Here is a 14,084-nt window from a genome sequence, read left to right as displayed (position 1 = left end):
TCCTTTTAGAGCTCTGGCTCTTGGGCATGCCGCCCGAGAGCCAGAGCTTTTTTGCGTTGAGGTAAGGTCAGGGAGCATCATTGGCTCGTTTCACCCCAGGAGGCCCCCGCGTGGAGGTCCAGGAGACCCGCGTGCAGACCGACCGGGTCCTCACCATCCCGAACATCCTCAGCATGGCGCGTCTCGCCGGCGTTCCGCTCTTCCTGTGGCTGATCCTCCGGCCCGAGTTCGGCGGCCCGCAGAGCGACGGCTGGGCGCTTTTGGTGCTGGCCCTGAGCGGAGTCAGTGACTACCTGGACGGCAAGCTCGCGCGGCGGTGGAACCAGATCAGCAGCCTCGGCCGGCTCCTGGACCCTGCGGCAGACCGGCTCTACATCCTGTCCACCCTGGTCGGGCTGACGTGGCGGGAGATCCTCCCACTGTGGTTGACGCTTGTACTGCTCGCTCGCGAAGCGGTCCTGCTCGTGATGGTGCTCGTCCTCCGGCGGCACGGCTATCCGCCGCCGCAGGTGAACTTCCTGGGGAAGGCCGCCACCTTCAACCTCATGTACGCCTTCCCCCTGCTGCTGCTCAGTGACGGAAGCGGGTGGATCGCGTCACTCGCTGCTATTTTCGGATGGGCGTTCGCCGGATGGGGTACAACCCTGTACTGGTGGGCAGGTGTTCTCTACGTGGTTCAGGTCCGCCGCTTGGTCCGTGCGGACACCATGGCCGATTGAGCTCGTTCACCGATTGTGCGGCCCGGAGTGGCCGGATGGCCCGCATTGCAGAAGTGCGGGACTCTGGACGGGTGAAGTCGGTCAATCCGTCGTCTCTTAGAGGAGGACGCTTCCGACATGAAGGCCGTCGTGATGGCCGGAGGCGAAGGCACACGCCTTCGCCCGATGACCTCGAGCATGCCCAAGCCGCTCCTGCCGGTGGCCAACCGGCCGATCATGGAGCACGTTCTGAGGCTGCTCAAAAGGCATGGGCTCAACGAGACCGTGGTCACCGTCCAGTTCCTGGCCTCGCTGGTCAAGAACTACTTCGGTGACGGCGAGGAGCTCGGAATGGAGCTCACCTATGCCAATGAGGAGAAGCCACTCGGTACCGCCGGAAGCGTCAAGAACGCTGAGGAGGCGTTGAAGGACGATGCCTTCCTCGTTATTTCCGGCGATGCCCTGACCGACTTCGACCTCACCGATCTGATCAACTTCCACAAGGAGAAGGGAGCGCTCGTCACCGTATGTCTGACGCGCGTGCCCAATCCGCTGGAATTCGGCATCACCATCGTCGATGAAGAGGGCAAGGTCGAGCGCTTCCTGGAGAAGCCGACCTGGGGGCAGGTCTTCTCGGACACCGTGAACACCGGTATCTACGTCATGGAGCCCGAGGTCTTCGACTACGTCGACCCCGATGTGCCCGTCGACTGGTCCGGTGATGTCTTCCCCCAGCTGATGAAGGAAGGCAAGCCCGTCTACGGTTACGTCGCCGAGGGCTACTGGGAGGACGTCGGCACGCACGAGAGCTATGTGAAGGCGCAGGCCGACGTTCTCGAGCGCAAGGTCGACGTCGACATCGACGGCTTCGAGATCTCGCCCGGCGTATGGGTGGCCGAGGGGGCCGAGGTGCACCCCGACGCCGTGCTCCGGGGGCCCCTGTACATCGGTGACTACGCCAAGGTCGAAGCCGGCGCCGAGATCCGGGAACACACGGTCGTCGGCTCCAACGTCGTCGTCAAGAGCGGTGCCTTCCTGCACAAGGCCGTCGTGGCCGACAACGTGTACGTCGGGCCGCACAGCAACCTGCGGGGCTGCGTCGTCGGGAAGAACACCGACATTATGCGCGCCGCGCGGATCGAGGACGGCGCCGTCATCGGGGACGAGTGCCTGGTCGGTGAAGAATCGATCATCCAGGGCAACGTGCGGGTCTACCCGTTCAAGACCATCGAGGCCGGTGCCTTCGTCAATACGTCGGTCATCTGGGAGTCCAGAGGGCAGGCGCACCTCTTCGGCGCCCGCGGGGTGTCCGGCATCCTGAACGTGGAGATCACGCCGGAACTGGCGGTGCGGCTGGCCGGCGCCTACGCGACCACGCTGAAGAAGGGCTCCACCGTCACCACGGCCCGCGACCACTCCCGTGGTGCCCGTGCGCTCAAGCGGGCGGTGATCTCCGCGCTGCAGGCGAGCGCCATCGACGTACGGGACCTGGAGAACGTACCGCTGCCCGTGGCGCGTCAGCAGACCGCGCGGGGCAGTGCCGGCGGCATCATGATCCGGACCACGCCCGGGGTGCCGGACTCCGTGGACATCATGTTCTTCGACGGACAGGGTGCCGACCTGTCGCAGGGCAGTCAGCGGAAGCTGGACCGGGTGTTCGCGCGGCAGGAGTACCGGCGTGCGTTCCCCGGTGAGATCGGGGACCTGCACTTCCCGTCCAGCGTGTTCGACTCGTACACCGGATCGCTGCTGCGGAACGTCGACATCACGGGGATCGCCGAGTCCGGGCTCAAGGTGGTCGTGGACGCGTCCAACGGCAGCGCCGGGCTGGTCCTGCCCAGCCTGCTGGGGAAGCTGGGTGTCGACTCGCTGACGATCAATCCCGGCCTCGACGAGTCCAGGCCGACCGAGTCGGCCGACGTGCGGCGCTCGGGACTGGTCCGTCTCGGGGAGATCGTGGCGTCCTCCCGGGCGGCCTTCGGCGTACGGTTCGACCCGGTCGGTGAGCGGCTCTCGCTCGTCGACGAGAAGGGCCGCATCATCGAGGACGACCGGGCGCTGCTGGTCATGCTCGACCTGATCGCCGCCGAGCGGCGCAGCGGGCGGGTCGCGCTGCCGGTGACGACCACCAGGATCGCCGAGCAGGTGGCGGCGTACCACGGCACACAGGTCGAGTGGACGACGACCTCCCCGGACGATCTGACGCGGGTCGGGGGCGAGGAAGGCGCGATCTTCGGTGGTGACGGCAAGGGTGGCTTCATCGTCCCGGAGTTCAGCAGCGTCTACGACGGTACGGCGGCCTTCGTGCGGCTGATCGGGCTGGTGGCGCGGACACAGCTCACGCTGAGCCAGATCGACGCGCGGATCCCGCGGGCACACGTCCTCAAGCGCGATCTGGCGACCCCGTGGGCCGTCAAGGGTCTGGTGATGCGGCGGGTCGTCGAGGCGGCCGGAGACCGCTTCGTGGACACCACGGACGGTGTGCGGGTGGTGGAGACCGACGGGCGCTGGGTGATGGTGCTGCCCGACCCGGCCGAAGCGGTCACCCACCTGTGGGCGGAGGGCCCCGACGACGCCTCGGCCCAGGCGCTGCTCGACGAGTGGTCCGCCGTGGTGGACAGCGCGGGCCGGTAGAACTCACCGCACGGGTGCGTGCCGGACAAGTGTCCCCAAGGGGGCCTGTCCGGCACGCCGGTGGGGCCATTCGGAGGTAGTGGCCGTGCCGTGCGACGATGTGCGGCATGCCGCAGCCACCCCCCGTTCGGAGCACATCCACGCGGCCCGCCCGTCCGGACGCGTCCATGTCATTGCTCACCAACGTCATGGATCACAGTCTCGACGACGGCTATGCCGAGGCCGCCGCCAGGAAGCGCGCCGAGGGCGCCGGTGGTCTGCCCAAGACCCTGCGCGCCAAGCTCGGACTGGCCGCCGGGCTGGTGCTCGCGGCGCTGGTGGTGACGGTCGGTGCGGCCCAGGCACGGGTCGCCGCGCCCGCCGTGGCCAAGGAGCGGGAAGAGCTCATCGACCGTATCGAGGCAGAGACGTCGGCGGCCGACAAGCTGGAGGGGAGTGTCGACGAGCTACGCGAGGACGTGGGCGCGCGGCAGCGCGAGGCGCTCCAGGAGCACGGCGACGGTGACCGGTCCGAGCTTGTGGGCATCCTGTCCGGCGCGGTCGAGGTGCACGGCCCGGGCGTGAAGCTCGTCGTGAACGACGCCAAGGCCGCGGGCACGGGCGGTGACGGGCAGCCGCGCGGCGCCTCCGGGTTCTCCGACACGGGCCGCGTGCGGGACCGGGACATGCAGCGCGTGGTGAACGGGCTGTGGGAGTCGGGCGCCGAGGCGATCTCCATCAACGGACGGCGCCTGACGGCGCTGTCCGCCATCAGGGCCGCCGGTGACGCGATACTGGTCGACAACAAGCCGCTGGTACCGCCGTACACGGTGCTCGCGGTGGGGGACGGCGAGCGGCTCAGCCGCACTTTCCAGGACAGTGCCGACGGGCTGTACCTGCATGCCCTGCAGGAGAACTACGGCATCCGGACCGCCATCTCCGACGCGGACGACCTGGAGCTGCCGGCCGCCACGAGTGTGATCGTACGAACAGCACAGCCGATAACCGAGAAGGGCACATCGTGATCGCCGTACTGGGCCTCGTCGTGGGAGTCGTGGCCGGCCTGTTGGTCCGACCGGAGGTGCCGGCGGCCGTCGAGCCTTATCTGCCGATCGCCGTCGTGGCGGCGCTGGACGCCGTCTTCGGCGGGCTGAGGGCCATGCTCGACGGCATCTTCGATGACAAGGTCTTCGTGGTGTCGTTCCTCTCGAATGTGGTCGTGGCCGCGCTGATCGTGTTCCTGGGCGACAAGTTGGGCGTCGGGGCCCAGCTGTCCACCGGTGTCGTGGTCGTCCTCGGCATCCGCATCTTCTCCAACGCCGCGGCGATCCGACGCCACGTCTTCCGGGCGTGAGGCGGATGAGCGACGAGGAGGAGCGGAGCGCGCGCGGTCTGCGCGAGGAACTGCCGGACGAGGTGCCGCCGCCGCGGTCCCCGGTCGGCGACACGCCGGAGGTGCGGCCCGCGTCGCCGCCTGGCCCGTCGGGTCGGCAGCGGCTCGTCAAGGGGCTGTGGCCGCCCCGGCTCACCCGGGCCCAACTGATCGTCGCGCTGCTGCTGTTCGGCCTCGGGTTCGGGCTCGCGGTCCAGGTGGCGTCGAACAGCGAGGGCGACGGGGCGCTGCGCGGTGCCCGCCAGGAGGATCTCGTCCGCATCCTCGATGAACTGGACGACCGGACCCAGCGTCTTGAAGACGAGAAGCAGGGCCTCGAGAAGCAGCGCGACGAGCTGGAGAACAGCTCCGACCAGGCGGAGGAGGCCCGCAGGCAGACGCTCGAGAAGGAACGGCAACTCGGCGTCCTCGCGGGCACCGTGGCCGCGCAGGGCCCCGGCATCACGGTGACGATCGAGGACACGAAGGGAGCGGTCGAGGCGGACATGCTGCTCGACGCGATCCAGGAGCTGCGCGCGGCGGGTGCGGAGGCGATCCAGGTGAACGGTGTTCGGGTCGTCGCCGGCACGTACCTCACCGACTCCGGCAAGACCGTGAGCGTCGACGGGAACAAGATCAACGCGCCCTATCGTTTCCAGGTCATCGGCAAGCCGCAGGACCTGGAACCGGCTCTCAACATTCCTGGAGGCGTCGTGCAGACTCTGGAAAAGGAACAGGCCACCGTTACTGTTGAGCGGTCGAGCAAGATCGTCGTGGACGCCTTGCGAGCGGTGAAGCGGCCTGACTACGCTCGGTCGTCCTCCCAGTGAACCGGCGGTGCATGGGGGGCGTCCGGCCAGGGCATGAGGTTGCGGGGGGTCGGCGCACCGATTGGGTGGTGCGTGGTGGAAACTGTCCGGTGGAGACGGACGTTGTGAAGGTGTCCGGGTCGGCCAGTAGGTTCAGTCAGGGTTCGTCCTGCCCCACGGGCGGGTCTGTTTCGGTCAAGGGGAATCGCCCGTGAAGTTGTTTGCGAAGTTGTTCGGCAAGAGCGCGCGAGAGGGCAGCGACAACGCGACCGCTCGCCATCGGGCACAGCCCGACGCGGAGGGCCGACGTCCGATGTTCCGGGACCAGGTGGCTGGTCCGGGCGGTGACATTTCGGGTGGTCAGGGCGCGCCGTCTGTTGACCCTGCCCAGGCCGGCGGCATAGGTTTCGGCCAACCGTCAACCTCAGGTACGGGTGGAGGGTTTGCCCCCGGCCCGTACGCGTCGAACGCCCCGGCGGGGCAGCCGCGGCAGGAGGATCCGTCCATGTCGGCCCTGGTGTGTACGAGGTGCGGTAACCGCAACGCGGAGAACAGCCGCTTCTGCTCCAACTGCGGGGCGCCGCTGCGTGCCGGGGCGGTTCCGGAGCGTGCGTCCGAGACGACGTCCACGATCTCCATCTCCGGCCTCGAGGCGTACGACGCCGAGGTCACCGGCCAGACGGCGATGCCGGCGCTCTCTCCCGAGGCGCAGGCGGCCGTCGACGCGCTGCCGCTGGGCTCGGCCCTCCTGGTCGTGCGCCGCGGTCCGAACTCGGGCAGCCGCTTCCTGCTGGACGGCGAGCTGACCACCGCCGGGCGTCATCCGCAGAGCGACATCTTCCTGGACGACGTGACGGTCTCGCGCCGGCACGTGGAGTTCCGCCGCAGTCCGGACGGCTCGTTCACGGTGGCCGACGTCGGCAGCCTGAACGGTACGTACGTCAACCGCGAGCGTATCGACCAGGTCGCCCTGTCGAACGGTGACGAGGTGCAGATCGGCAAGTACCGGCTGGTGTTCTACGCGAGCCAGCGGGGTTACTGACCCGCCCCCGGGCCGTCGGCCCGGGGAACCTCCAGGGAAGGTCCATGCTTCGATCACCGAGCGGCGGCGCCGGGAGCGGTGCCGCCGTCACGGACAGTGGGCTGATGAGCATCGGCGCGGTGCTGAACGCGCTGCGTGACGAGTTTCCCGACATCAGCATCTCCAAGATCCGCTTCCTGGAGTCCGAGGGGCTCGTCGAGCCTCGGCGGACCCCGGCCGGGTACCGCAAGTTCAGCGCACACGACGTGGAGCGCCTCGGCCAGGTGCTGCGCATGCAGCGTGACCACTATCTGCCGCTGAAGGTGATCCGCGAGCACCTGGACGCCATGGAGCGCGGTGAGGCCAGGGCGTTGCCGTCGCTGGGCCGTCAGCGTGACGGGGAGCCGGTACCGGAGTCCGCCGAGGTGCCGACGGCGGCCCGGATCGGGCGGGAGGAGCTGCTCGCCGCTGCCGGGGTCGACGACCAGGAGCTGAAGGAGTGGGAGTCCTACGGGCTGCTCACTCCGCTGCCCGACGGGGCGTACGACGCCGAGGCGGTCACCGTGGCGTCGCTGGTGGTCCAGCTGGGGCGGTCCGGGATCGAGCCGCGGCACCTTCGGGTGATGAAGGCCGCCGCCGACCGGGAGGCCGGCCTGGTCGACCAGGTGGTGGCGCCGCTGAGACGGCACCGCAACCCGCAGACCAGGGCGCACGCGGAGGCCCGCACCAAGGAGCTGGCAGGGCTGGCGGTGAAGCTGCACGCCGCGCTGGTGCAGACCGCACTCGGTGTGCGACTGCCCTGAGCGGGCGGGTGCGGGAACCCGGATCGCCCACCCGATCCCGGCCCGACTACCCAAATGTCCCGGGCACGGCCTAGGGTTGCTGTGTGAACGAGCTCGATGTCGTAGGTGTCCGGGTCGAGATGCCCTCCAACCAACCGATCGTGCTGCTGCGCGAGGTGGGAGGCGACCGTTTCCTTCCCATCTGGATCGGGCCGGGGGAGGCGACGGCGATCGCCTTCGCCCAGCAGGGCATGGCTCCCGCGCGGCCGCTCACCCACGACCTGTTCAAGGACGTGCTGGAAGCCGTCGGCCAGGAGCTCACGGAAGTGCGCATCACCGACCTGCGGGACGGGGTCTTCTACGCCGAGCTGGTCTTCGCGAGCGGTGTCGAGGTGAGTGCGAGGCCGTCCGACGCCATAGCGCTGGCCCTGCGCACCGGAACGCCCATCTTCGGCAGCGACACGGTCCTCGACGACGCCGGCATCGCCATCCCGGACGAGCAGGAGGACGAGGTCGAGAAGTTCCGCGAGTTCCTCGACCAGATCTCGCCGGAGGACTTCGGGACCAGCAACCAGTGAGACGTGCGGCCGGGCGTCGCGCGACGGGCGTCGCGCGGCCCTCTCCGGGCACATTCGGCTAGCCTTTCCCCGCGGTTGGGCACGGTAAACCACTCGTAGGGTGATTATCACTCGGCGTGCCGAGTGTGGCGATCGTTGACGCACCCTTGGTGACTGCCTACCGTCGAGGAGGCAGGTCAAGGACGGAGGTCGGCGTGAGAATCAGCGGCGACGGTACGGCTGGGGGTGGCTCCGGGCACAGCCTCGGGGCAAGTGGTCCGTACCCTCCCCCGAACTCTCGGCTCCGCGCGGGCGGGGGGTATCCCCAGCACGGTGGCGCGGCCGACCGGGCTCCGCAGCGACCGGCTGCCGTGCCCGGGAGCGGAGGGGCGGCGCCCATGGCGTCCGAGCAGATCGGCTACCGCGGGCCTACGGCCTGCGCGGCCGCCGGCATCACCTACCGGCAGCTCGACTACTGGGCTCGCACGGGACTGGTCGAGCCCAGTGTGCGACCCGCGCACGGATCCGGGACGCAGCGTCTGTACAGCTTCCGCGACGTGGTCGTGCTGAAGATCGTCAAGCGCTTCCTCGACACCGGGGTGTCGTTGCAGAACATCCGCACCGCCGTCCAGCACCTCAGGGAGCGGGGTTTTCGCGACCTGGAGCGGATGACGCTGATGAGCGACGGCGCCACGGTCCACGAGTGCACCTCGCCCGACGAGGTGCACGCGCTGCTCCAGGGCGGCCAGGGCATTTTCGGCATCGCGGTCGGCGTGGTGTGGCGGGACGTGGAGAGCGCGCTGTCGCAGCTGCACGGCGAGCGGATCGACACGGGGGAGACCCTGGTCGGGCACAATCCCGCCGACGAGCTGGCCCGGCGGCGCAACCGGGCGGTCTGAACACCGGAGTGCTCCGGCGGCGCGTTGTCAGTGCCGTAGGGCAGCATCGGAGATGTGAGAACCGCGCCCACGATCCTGCATCTCGACATGGATGCCTTCTTCGCCTCGGTGGAGCAGGCGTCCAAGCCGAGCCTGCGCGGGAAGGCCGTCGTCGTGGGCGGCCTCGGGCCACGAGGGGTGGTCGCCACCTGCTCGTACGAGGCGCGGGTCTTCGGCGTCCACTCGGCGATGCCCATGGGCCAGGCCCGGCGGCTGGCCCCCAACGCCGCGTACCTCGTCCCGCGCTTCGAGCTCTACCGGTCGATCAGCGAGCAGGTGATGGGGCTGCTGCGGGCGCTGTCGCCGCTGGTGGAGCCGCTGAGCCTGGACGAGGCATTCGTGGACCTGGAGGCCGGTGGGGCGGCCTGGGACGCGGAGTCGGCGCGGCTGGCCGGGGCGCGACTGCGCGCGGACATCCGTGCCGTCACCGGCCTCACCGGTTCCGTCGGACTGGCGGCGTCCAAGATGCTCGCCAAGATCGCCTCGGAGGAGGCCAAGCCCGACGGGCTGGTGCTGATCCCGCCGGGCACGGAGCGGGCGATGCTGGAGCCGATGTCCGTGCGGACCCTGCCCGGGGTGGGGCCGGCGACGGGCGATCACCTGCGGCGGGCCGGGATCACCACGATCGGTGAACTGGCCGAGGCGGGCGAGGACGAACTCGTACGGCTGCTGGGCAAGGCGCACGGGCATGCCCTGTACGCCATGGCGCTGGCCCGCGACGACCGGCCCGTGGTGGCCGAGCGGGAGACCAAGTCGGTGTCGGTGGAGGACACGTACGACGTGGACATCCACGACCGGGTGCGGGTCGGCGTGGAGGTGGGGCGGCTGGCCGACCGGTGTGTACGGCGGCTGCGCGCGTCCGGGCTGTCCGGGCGGACCATCGTGCTGAAGGTGCGCAGGTACGACTTCTCGACGCTGACGCGTTCCGAGACCCTGCGCGGGCCGACCGACGACCCGGGGGTGGTGCGTGAGGCCGCGGCCCGGCTGCTGGACTCGGTGGACACCACGGGTGGCGTGCGATTGCTCGGGGTCGGCGTCAGCGGGCTCGCCGACTACACGCAGGAGGACCTGTTCGCGCAGGCGGCGGGGGAGCGGGCCGACGACCTCGTCGACGAGCCTGTCGACGAGCCCGCACGGGAGGAGCGGGAGTCCCCGGCCGAGCGCCGGTGGCCGTCGGGCCACGACGTGCGGCACGCGGAGTACGGGCACGGCTGGGTGCAGGGCAGCGGGCTGGGGCGGGTCACCGTGCGGTTCGAGACGCCGTACTCGCCCACCGGCCGGGTGCGGACCTTCCCGGTGGACGACCCGGAGCTGTCACCCGCGGACCCGCTGCCGCTGGTGCGGCCGGCGCCGCTCACTCCCGGGGACGCCGAGCCCGGCCCGGACGCCGGGGCGCGCGCGTCCGCGTCGATGGCCGGGGGCGGGGAGGCGGGCCCGAGTGCGCGCGCCGACGCCGATGCCGACGCCGATGCCGGATCGGCGGGGCCGGCTCACGTCGCCCCCGGTTAGCGCGGCCGCGGGAGGGCGGGGCCGTCAGGGCCGTCAGGCGTCTTCCTTGCCCGCCAGCTTGCCGAAGTCGTGGTCGGGGAGCGGGGGAGGGGCGGCGACATCGAGGCCGTAGTGGTGGTAGAGCTGGAGTTCCTGCTCCGGCGAGAGATGGCGGCCGACGCCGAAGTCGGGGGCTTCCTTGATCAGGGTCCGGTCGAAGGGCACGCGCAGGGTGCCGTCGACCAGTTCGCTCGGCTCCAGAGGCACGAAGGCGTCCCTGCTGAACAGGCCGGTGCGGATGGCCGCCCATTCGGGGACGCCGGTGGCGTCGTCGAGGTAGACCTCGTCGACGGTGCCGATCCGGGTGCCGTTGCGGTCGAAGGCCTTGCGGCCTATCAGGTTGCGCGGGTCGATGTCCGTACGCACGGGGCCCTCCACTTGGTCGCAGTGGGGCCGTGCACCAGCCGACCCACCAGCCGCCGAAATCATCCGTAGTACTACGAAAGAGCAGATATGGAGGGTCGGCCACTCGAAGGTCCGTGCGGTGACCTCGCTGGTACGCTGGCAACGGCTGCTGACCCCGTGCGGGAGAGTCCTCCAGACACCATCGGAGGCGCCGAAGGAGCAAATCCTCCCCGGAATCTCTCAGGCTCACGTACCGCACGGACGAGGTCACTCTGGAAAGCAGGGCGGGCACCGACGGCAGTCGGCGGCTCTCGCCCTCACCGACGGTGAAAGCCGGAAGAGCCCTCGGGCCCGACCGGTGAAGCTCTCAGGTCGAGATGACAGAGGGGGAGGCCGTTCGGGTACCCGCGCCGTGGTGCCCCTCGAAGGTCGTCAGACCAGGAGGCCTCCGCAATGACCGCCCACCGCATTCCGCTCTCCGAACTCGAACAGGCCATGCCGTTCGAGCAGCGCCACATCGGCCCCGACCAAGAGGCCCGGGCCAAGATGCTCGCGCAGGTCGGTTACGGTTCGCTCGACGAGCTGACGGCCGCCGCGGTGCCGGATGTGATCAAGAACGCCGACGCGCTGGACCTGCCGGGCGCCCGCTCCGAGGCCGAGGTGCTGGCCGAACTGCGTTCGCTGGCCGACCGCAACCAGGTCCTCGACTCCATGATCGGCCTCGGCTACTACGGCACCTTCACCCCGCCGGTCATCCTGCGCAACGTCATGGAGAACCCCGCCTGGTACACCGCGTACACGCCGTACCAGCCGGAGATCAGCCAGGGGCGTCTCGAGGCGCTGCTGAACTTCCAGACGATGGTCGCCGAGCTGACCGGCCTGCCGACGTCCGGTGCCTCGCTGCTCGACGAGGGCACCGCCGCCGCCGAGGCGATGGCGCTGTCCCGGCGCATGGGCAAGAACAAGAAGGGCCTCTTCCTGGTCGACGCGGACGCGCTGCCGCAGACCGTCGCCGTGATCCGGACCCGCGCCGAGCCGACCGGCGTCGAGGTCGTCGTCGCCGACCTGAGCGCGGGCATCCCCGCCGAGGTCGCCGAGCGGGAGATCAACGGCGTTCTGATCCAGTACCCGGGCGCCTCCGGTGCCGTCCGCGACATCAAGCCGGTGATCGACCGGGCGCACGAACTGGGCGCGCTCGTCACCGTCGCCGCCGACCTGCTCGCCCTCACGCTGCTGACCTCGCCCGGTGAGCTGGGCGCGGACATCGCCATCGGCACGACGCAGCGCTTCGGTGTGCCGATGGGCTTCGGCGGGCCGCACGCCGGCTACATGGCGGTGCACGAGAAGTTCGCGCGCAGCCTGCCCGGACGGCTCGTGGGCGTCTCCGTGGACGCGGACGGCAACAAGGCCTACCGGCTCGCCCTGCAGACCCGCGAGCAGCACATCCGCCGCGAGAAGGCCACCAGCAACATCTGCACCGCGCAGGTGCTGCTCGCCGTCATGGCCGGCATGTACGCCGTGTACCACGGTCCCGAGGGGCTGCGGGCCATCGCGCGGCGCACCCACCGGTACGCCTCCCTCATCGCGGCGGGCCTCGCGGCCTGCGGCGTCGAGGTCGTCCACGGGTCCTACTTCGACACCGTCACCGCGCGGGTGCCCGGCCGGGCCGCCGAGGTCGTCCACGCCGCCCGCGAGAACGGCATCAACCTCTGGCTCGTCGACGGCGACCACCTGTCGTTCGCCTGCGACGAGACCACCACCCGCGCCCAGGTCGCCGGCGTGTGGAACGCCTTCGGCGTCGAGGGAGACATCGAGGCGCTGGACGCGGCGACCGAGGAGACGCTGCCCGAGGCGCTGCTGCGCACGGACGACTTCCTCACCCATCCCGTCTTCCACCGGCACCGCTCCGAGACGGCGATGCTGCGCTACCTGCGCCGCCTGGCCGACCGGGACTACGCGCTGGACCGGGGCATGATCCCGCTGGGCTCCTGCACCATGAAGCTCAACGCGACCACCGAGATGGAGCCGGTCACCTGGTCCGAGTTCGGGGCGCTGCACCCCTTCGCGCCCGCCGAGCAGGCGCAGGGCTACCTGACCCTCATCCGCGAGCTGGAGGAGCGGCTGGCCGAGGTCACCGGGTACGACAAGGTGTCCCTCCAGCCGAACGCCGGGTCGCAGGGCGAGTTCGCCGGCCTGCTCGCCGTCCGCGGCTACCACCGCGCCAACGGCGACGACCAGCGCACCGTCTGCCTCATCCCGTCCTCCGCGCACGGCACCAACGCCGCCAGCGCCGTGATGGCCGGCATGAAGGTCGTCGTCGTGAAGACCGCCGGGGACGGTGAGATCGACGTCGAGGACCTGCGGGCCAAGATCGAGCAGTACCGCGACGAGCTGGCCGTGCTGATGATCACGTACCCCTCCACGCACGGCGTCTTCGAGGAGCACGTCGCCGACATCTGCGCCCGGGTGCACGACGCCGGCGGCCAGGTCTACGTGGACGGCGCCAACCTCAACGCCCTGGTCGGCCTCGCCAAGCCGGGCCACTTCGGCGGCGACGTCTCGCACCTGAACCTGCACAAGACCTTCTGCATCCCGCACGGCGGCGGCGGTCCCGGCGTCGGCCCCGTGGCCGTACGGTCGCACCTGGCGCCGTACCTGCCCAACCACCCCCTGCAGCCCGCGGCCGGTCCGCAGACGGGCGTCGGCCCGATCTCGGCGGCGCCCTGGGGTTCGGCCGGCATCCTGCCGATCTCCTGGTCGTACGTCCGGCTGATGGGCGGCGAGGGGCTCAAGCGGGCCACGCAGGTGGCCGTGCTGTCCGCCAACTACATCGCCAAGCGCCTGGAGCCGCACTACCCGGTGCTCTACACCGGCCCGGGCGGCCTGGTCGCGCACGAGTGCATCATCGACCTGCGTCCGCTGACCAAGGCGACCGGCGTGAGCGTCGACGACGTCGCCAAGCGGCTGATCGACTACGGCTTCCACGCGCCGACGATGTCGTTCCCGGTGGCCGGAACGCTGATGATCGAGCCGACCGAGTCCGAGGACCTGAACGAGCTGGACCGGTTCTGCGAGGCGATGATCGCCATCCGCGCGGAGATCGAGAAGGTCGGTTCCGGCACCTGGTCCGCGGACGACAACCCGCTGCGCGGCGCGCCGCACACCGCGGGCGCGCTGGGCGGCGACTGGGACCACGCGTACACGCGCGAGGAGGCCGTCTTCCCGGCCGGGGTGTCCGCCGCCGACAAGTACTGGCCGCCGGTGCGCCGCATCGACCAGGCCTACGGCGACCGGAACCTCGTGTGCTCCTGCCCGCCGCTGGACGCGTACGAGGACTGAGCCCCGTAGTACGGAGAGCGGCTCCGCGCGTGCCCTCCGGGGCCCGCACGGAGCCGCTCGTG

The 14,084-nt window shown here is 70.2% G+C and carries 11 protein-coding genes, 1 pseudogene and 1 riboswitch; of the genes and pseudogenes, 11 read left to right on the top strand and 1 reads right to left on the bottom strand.

Annotation, left to right across the window (positions count from 1 at the left end; genetic code table 11):
• The first annotated feature begins 110 nt into the window (after window positions 1–110).
• The 10 genes and pseudogenes from ACFIF2_RS11645 (at window position 111) to ACFIF2_RS11600 (ending at window position 10,411) form a co-directional block, all read left to right on the top strand.
• The gene (locus ACFIF2_RS11645) at window positions 111–719 is read left to right on the top strand and encodes a CDP-alcohol phosphatidyltransferase family protein (protein WP_395572490.1); all 609 of its coding nucleotides are present in this window, start codon (window positions 111–113) and stop codon (window positions 717–719) included.
• Window positions 720–836: 117 nt separating this feature from the next.
• Entirely contained in the window at window positions 837–3,332 is a 2,496-nt protein-coding gene (locus tag ACFIF2_RS11640; RefSeq protein ID WP_395572489.1) for a sugar phosphate nucleotidyltransferase, read from the top strand.
• Between the two features lie 167 nt (window positions 3,333–3,499).
• Window positions 3,500–4,336 carry a DUF881 domain-containing protein gene (locus tag ACFIF2_RS11635; protein ID WP_395572488.1) on the top strand — a complete coding sequence of 279 codons (837 nt, stop codon included), beginning with the start codon at window positions 3,500–3,502 and terminating at the stop codon, window positions 4,334–4,336.
• Window positions 4,333–4,665, top strand: a complete 333-nt coding sequence (locus tag ACFIF2_RS11630) for a small basic family protein (RefSeq protein WP_003977440.1) — start codon at window positions 4,333–4,335, stop codon at window positions 4,663–4,665. The genes ACFIF2_RS11635 and ACFIF2_RS11630 overlap by 4 nt, the downstream gene beginning before the upstream one ends.
• Before the next feature lie 5 nt (window positions 4,666–4,670).
• Window positions 4,671–5,513, top strand: coding sequence for a DUF881 domain-containing protein (locus ACFIF2_RS11625; protein ID WP_395572487.1), 843 nt, complete (start codon window positions 4,671–4,673; stop codon window positions 5,511–5,513).
• Between the two features lie 484 nt (window positions 5,514–5,997).
• Window positions 5,998–6,534, top strand: coding sequence for an FHA domain-containing protein (locus ACFIF2_RS11620; RefSeq protein ID WP_055420839.1), 537 nt, complete (start codon window positions 5,998–6,000; stop codon window positions 6,532–6,534).
• A gap of 44 nt (window positions 6,535–6,578) precedes the next feature.
• Window positions 6,579–7,316 (top strand): MerR family transcriptional regulator, encoded by a 738-nt coding sequence (locus tag ACFIF2_RS11615; RefSeq protein ID WP_395572486.1) that lies wholly within the window; start codon window positions 6,579–6,581, stop codon window positions 7,314–7,316.
• 83 nt (window positions 7,317–7,399) lie between these two features.
• Window positions 7,400–7,873 (top strand): bifunctional nuclease family protein, encoded by a 474-nt coding sequence (locus ACFIF2_RS11610; protein ID WP_395572485.1) that lies wholly within the window; start codon window positions 7,400–7,402, stop codon window positions 7,871–7,873.
• Window positions 7,874–8,067: 194 nt separating this feature from the next.
• Window positions 8,068–8,751: a MerR family transcriptional regulator gene (locus ACFIF2_RS11605; protein ID WP_395572484.1), complete on the top strand. Its 684-nt coding sequence runs from the start codon at window positions 8,068–8,070 to the stop codon at window positions 8,749–8,751.
• Between the two features lie 54 nt (window positions 8,752–8,805).
• Window positions 8,806–10,411 (top strand): annotated as a pseudogene (locus ACFIF2_RS11600) (DNA polymerase IV).
• Here the strand turns inward: ACFIF2_RS11600 and ACFIF2_RS11595 are convergent.
• The gene (locus tag ACFIF2_RS11595) at window positions 10,333–10,704 is read right to left on the bottom strand and encodes a PRC-barrel domain-containing protein (RefSeq protein WP_395572483.1); all 372 of its coding nucleotides are present in this window, start codon (window positions 10,702–10,704) and stop codon (window positions 10,333–10,335) included. The pseudogene ACFIF2_RS11600 and the gene ACFIF2_RS11595 overlap by 79 nt on opposite strands.
• Window positions 10,705–10,853: 149 nt before the next feature.
• Window positions 10,854–10,949, top strand: a riboswitch (glycine riboswitch).
• A gap of 187 nt (window positions 10,950–11,136) precedes the next feature.
• On the opposite strand from ACFIF2_RS11595, the gene gcvP reads away from it, so the two are divergent.
• Window positions 11,137–14,022, top strand: a complete 2,886-nt coding sequence (gcvP, locus tag ACFIF2_RS11590; protein ID WP_395572482.1) for an aminomethyl-transferring glycine dehydrogenase — start codon at window positions 11,137–11,139, stop codon at window positions 14,020–14,022.
• Window positions 14,023–14,084: the final 62 nt, after the last annotated feature.

Source organism: Streptomyces sp. BK79 (assembly GCF_044142145.1).
In the GTDB taxonomy this organism is placed as follows: Bacteria; Actinomycetota; Actinomycetes; order Streptomycetales; family Streptomycetaceae; genus Streptomyces.
This window is presented reverse-complemented; position numbering and strand designations above follow the sequence as displayed.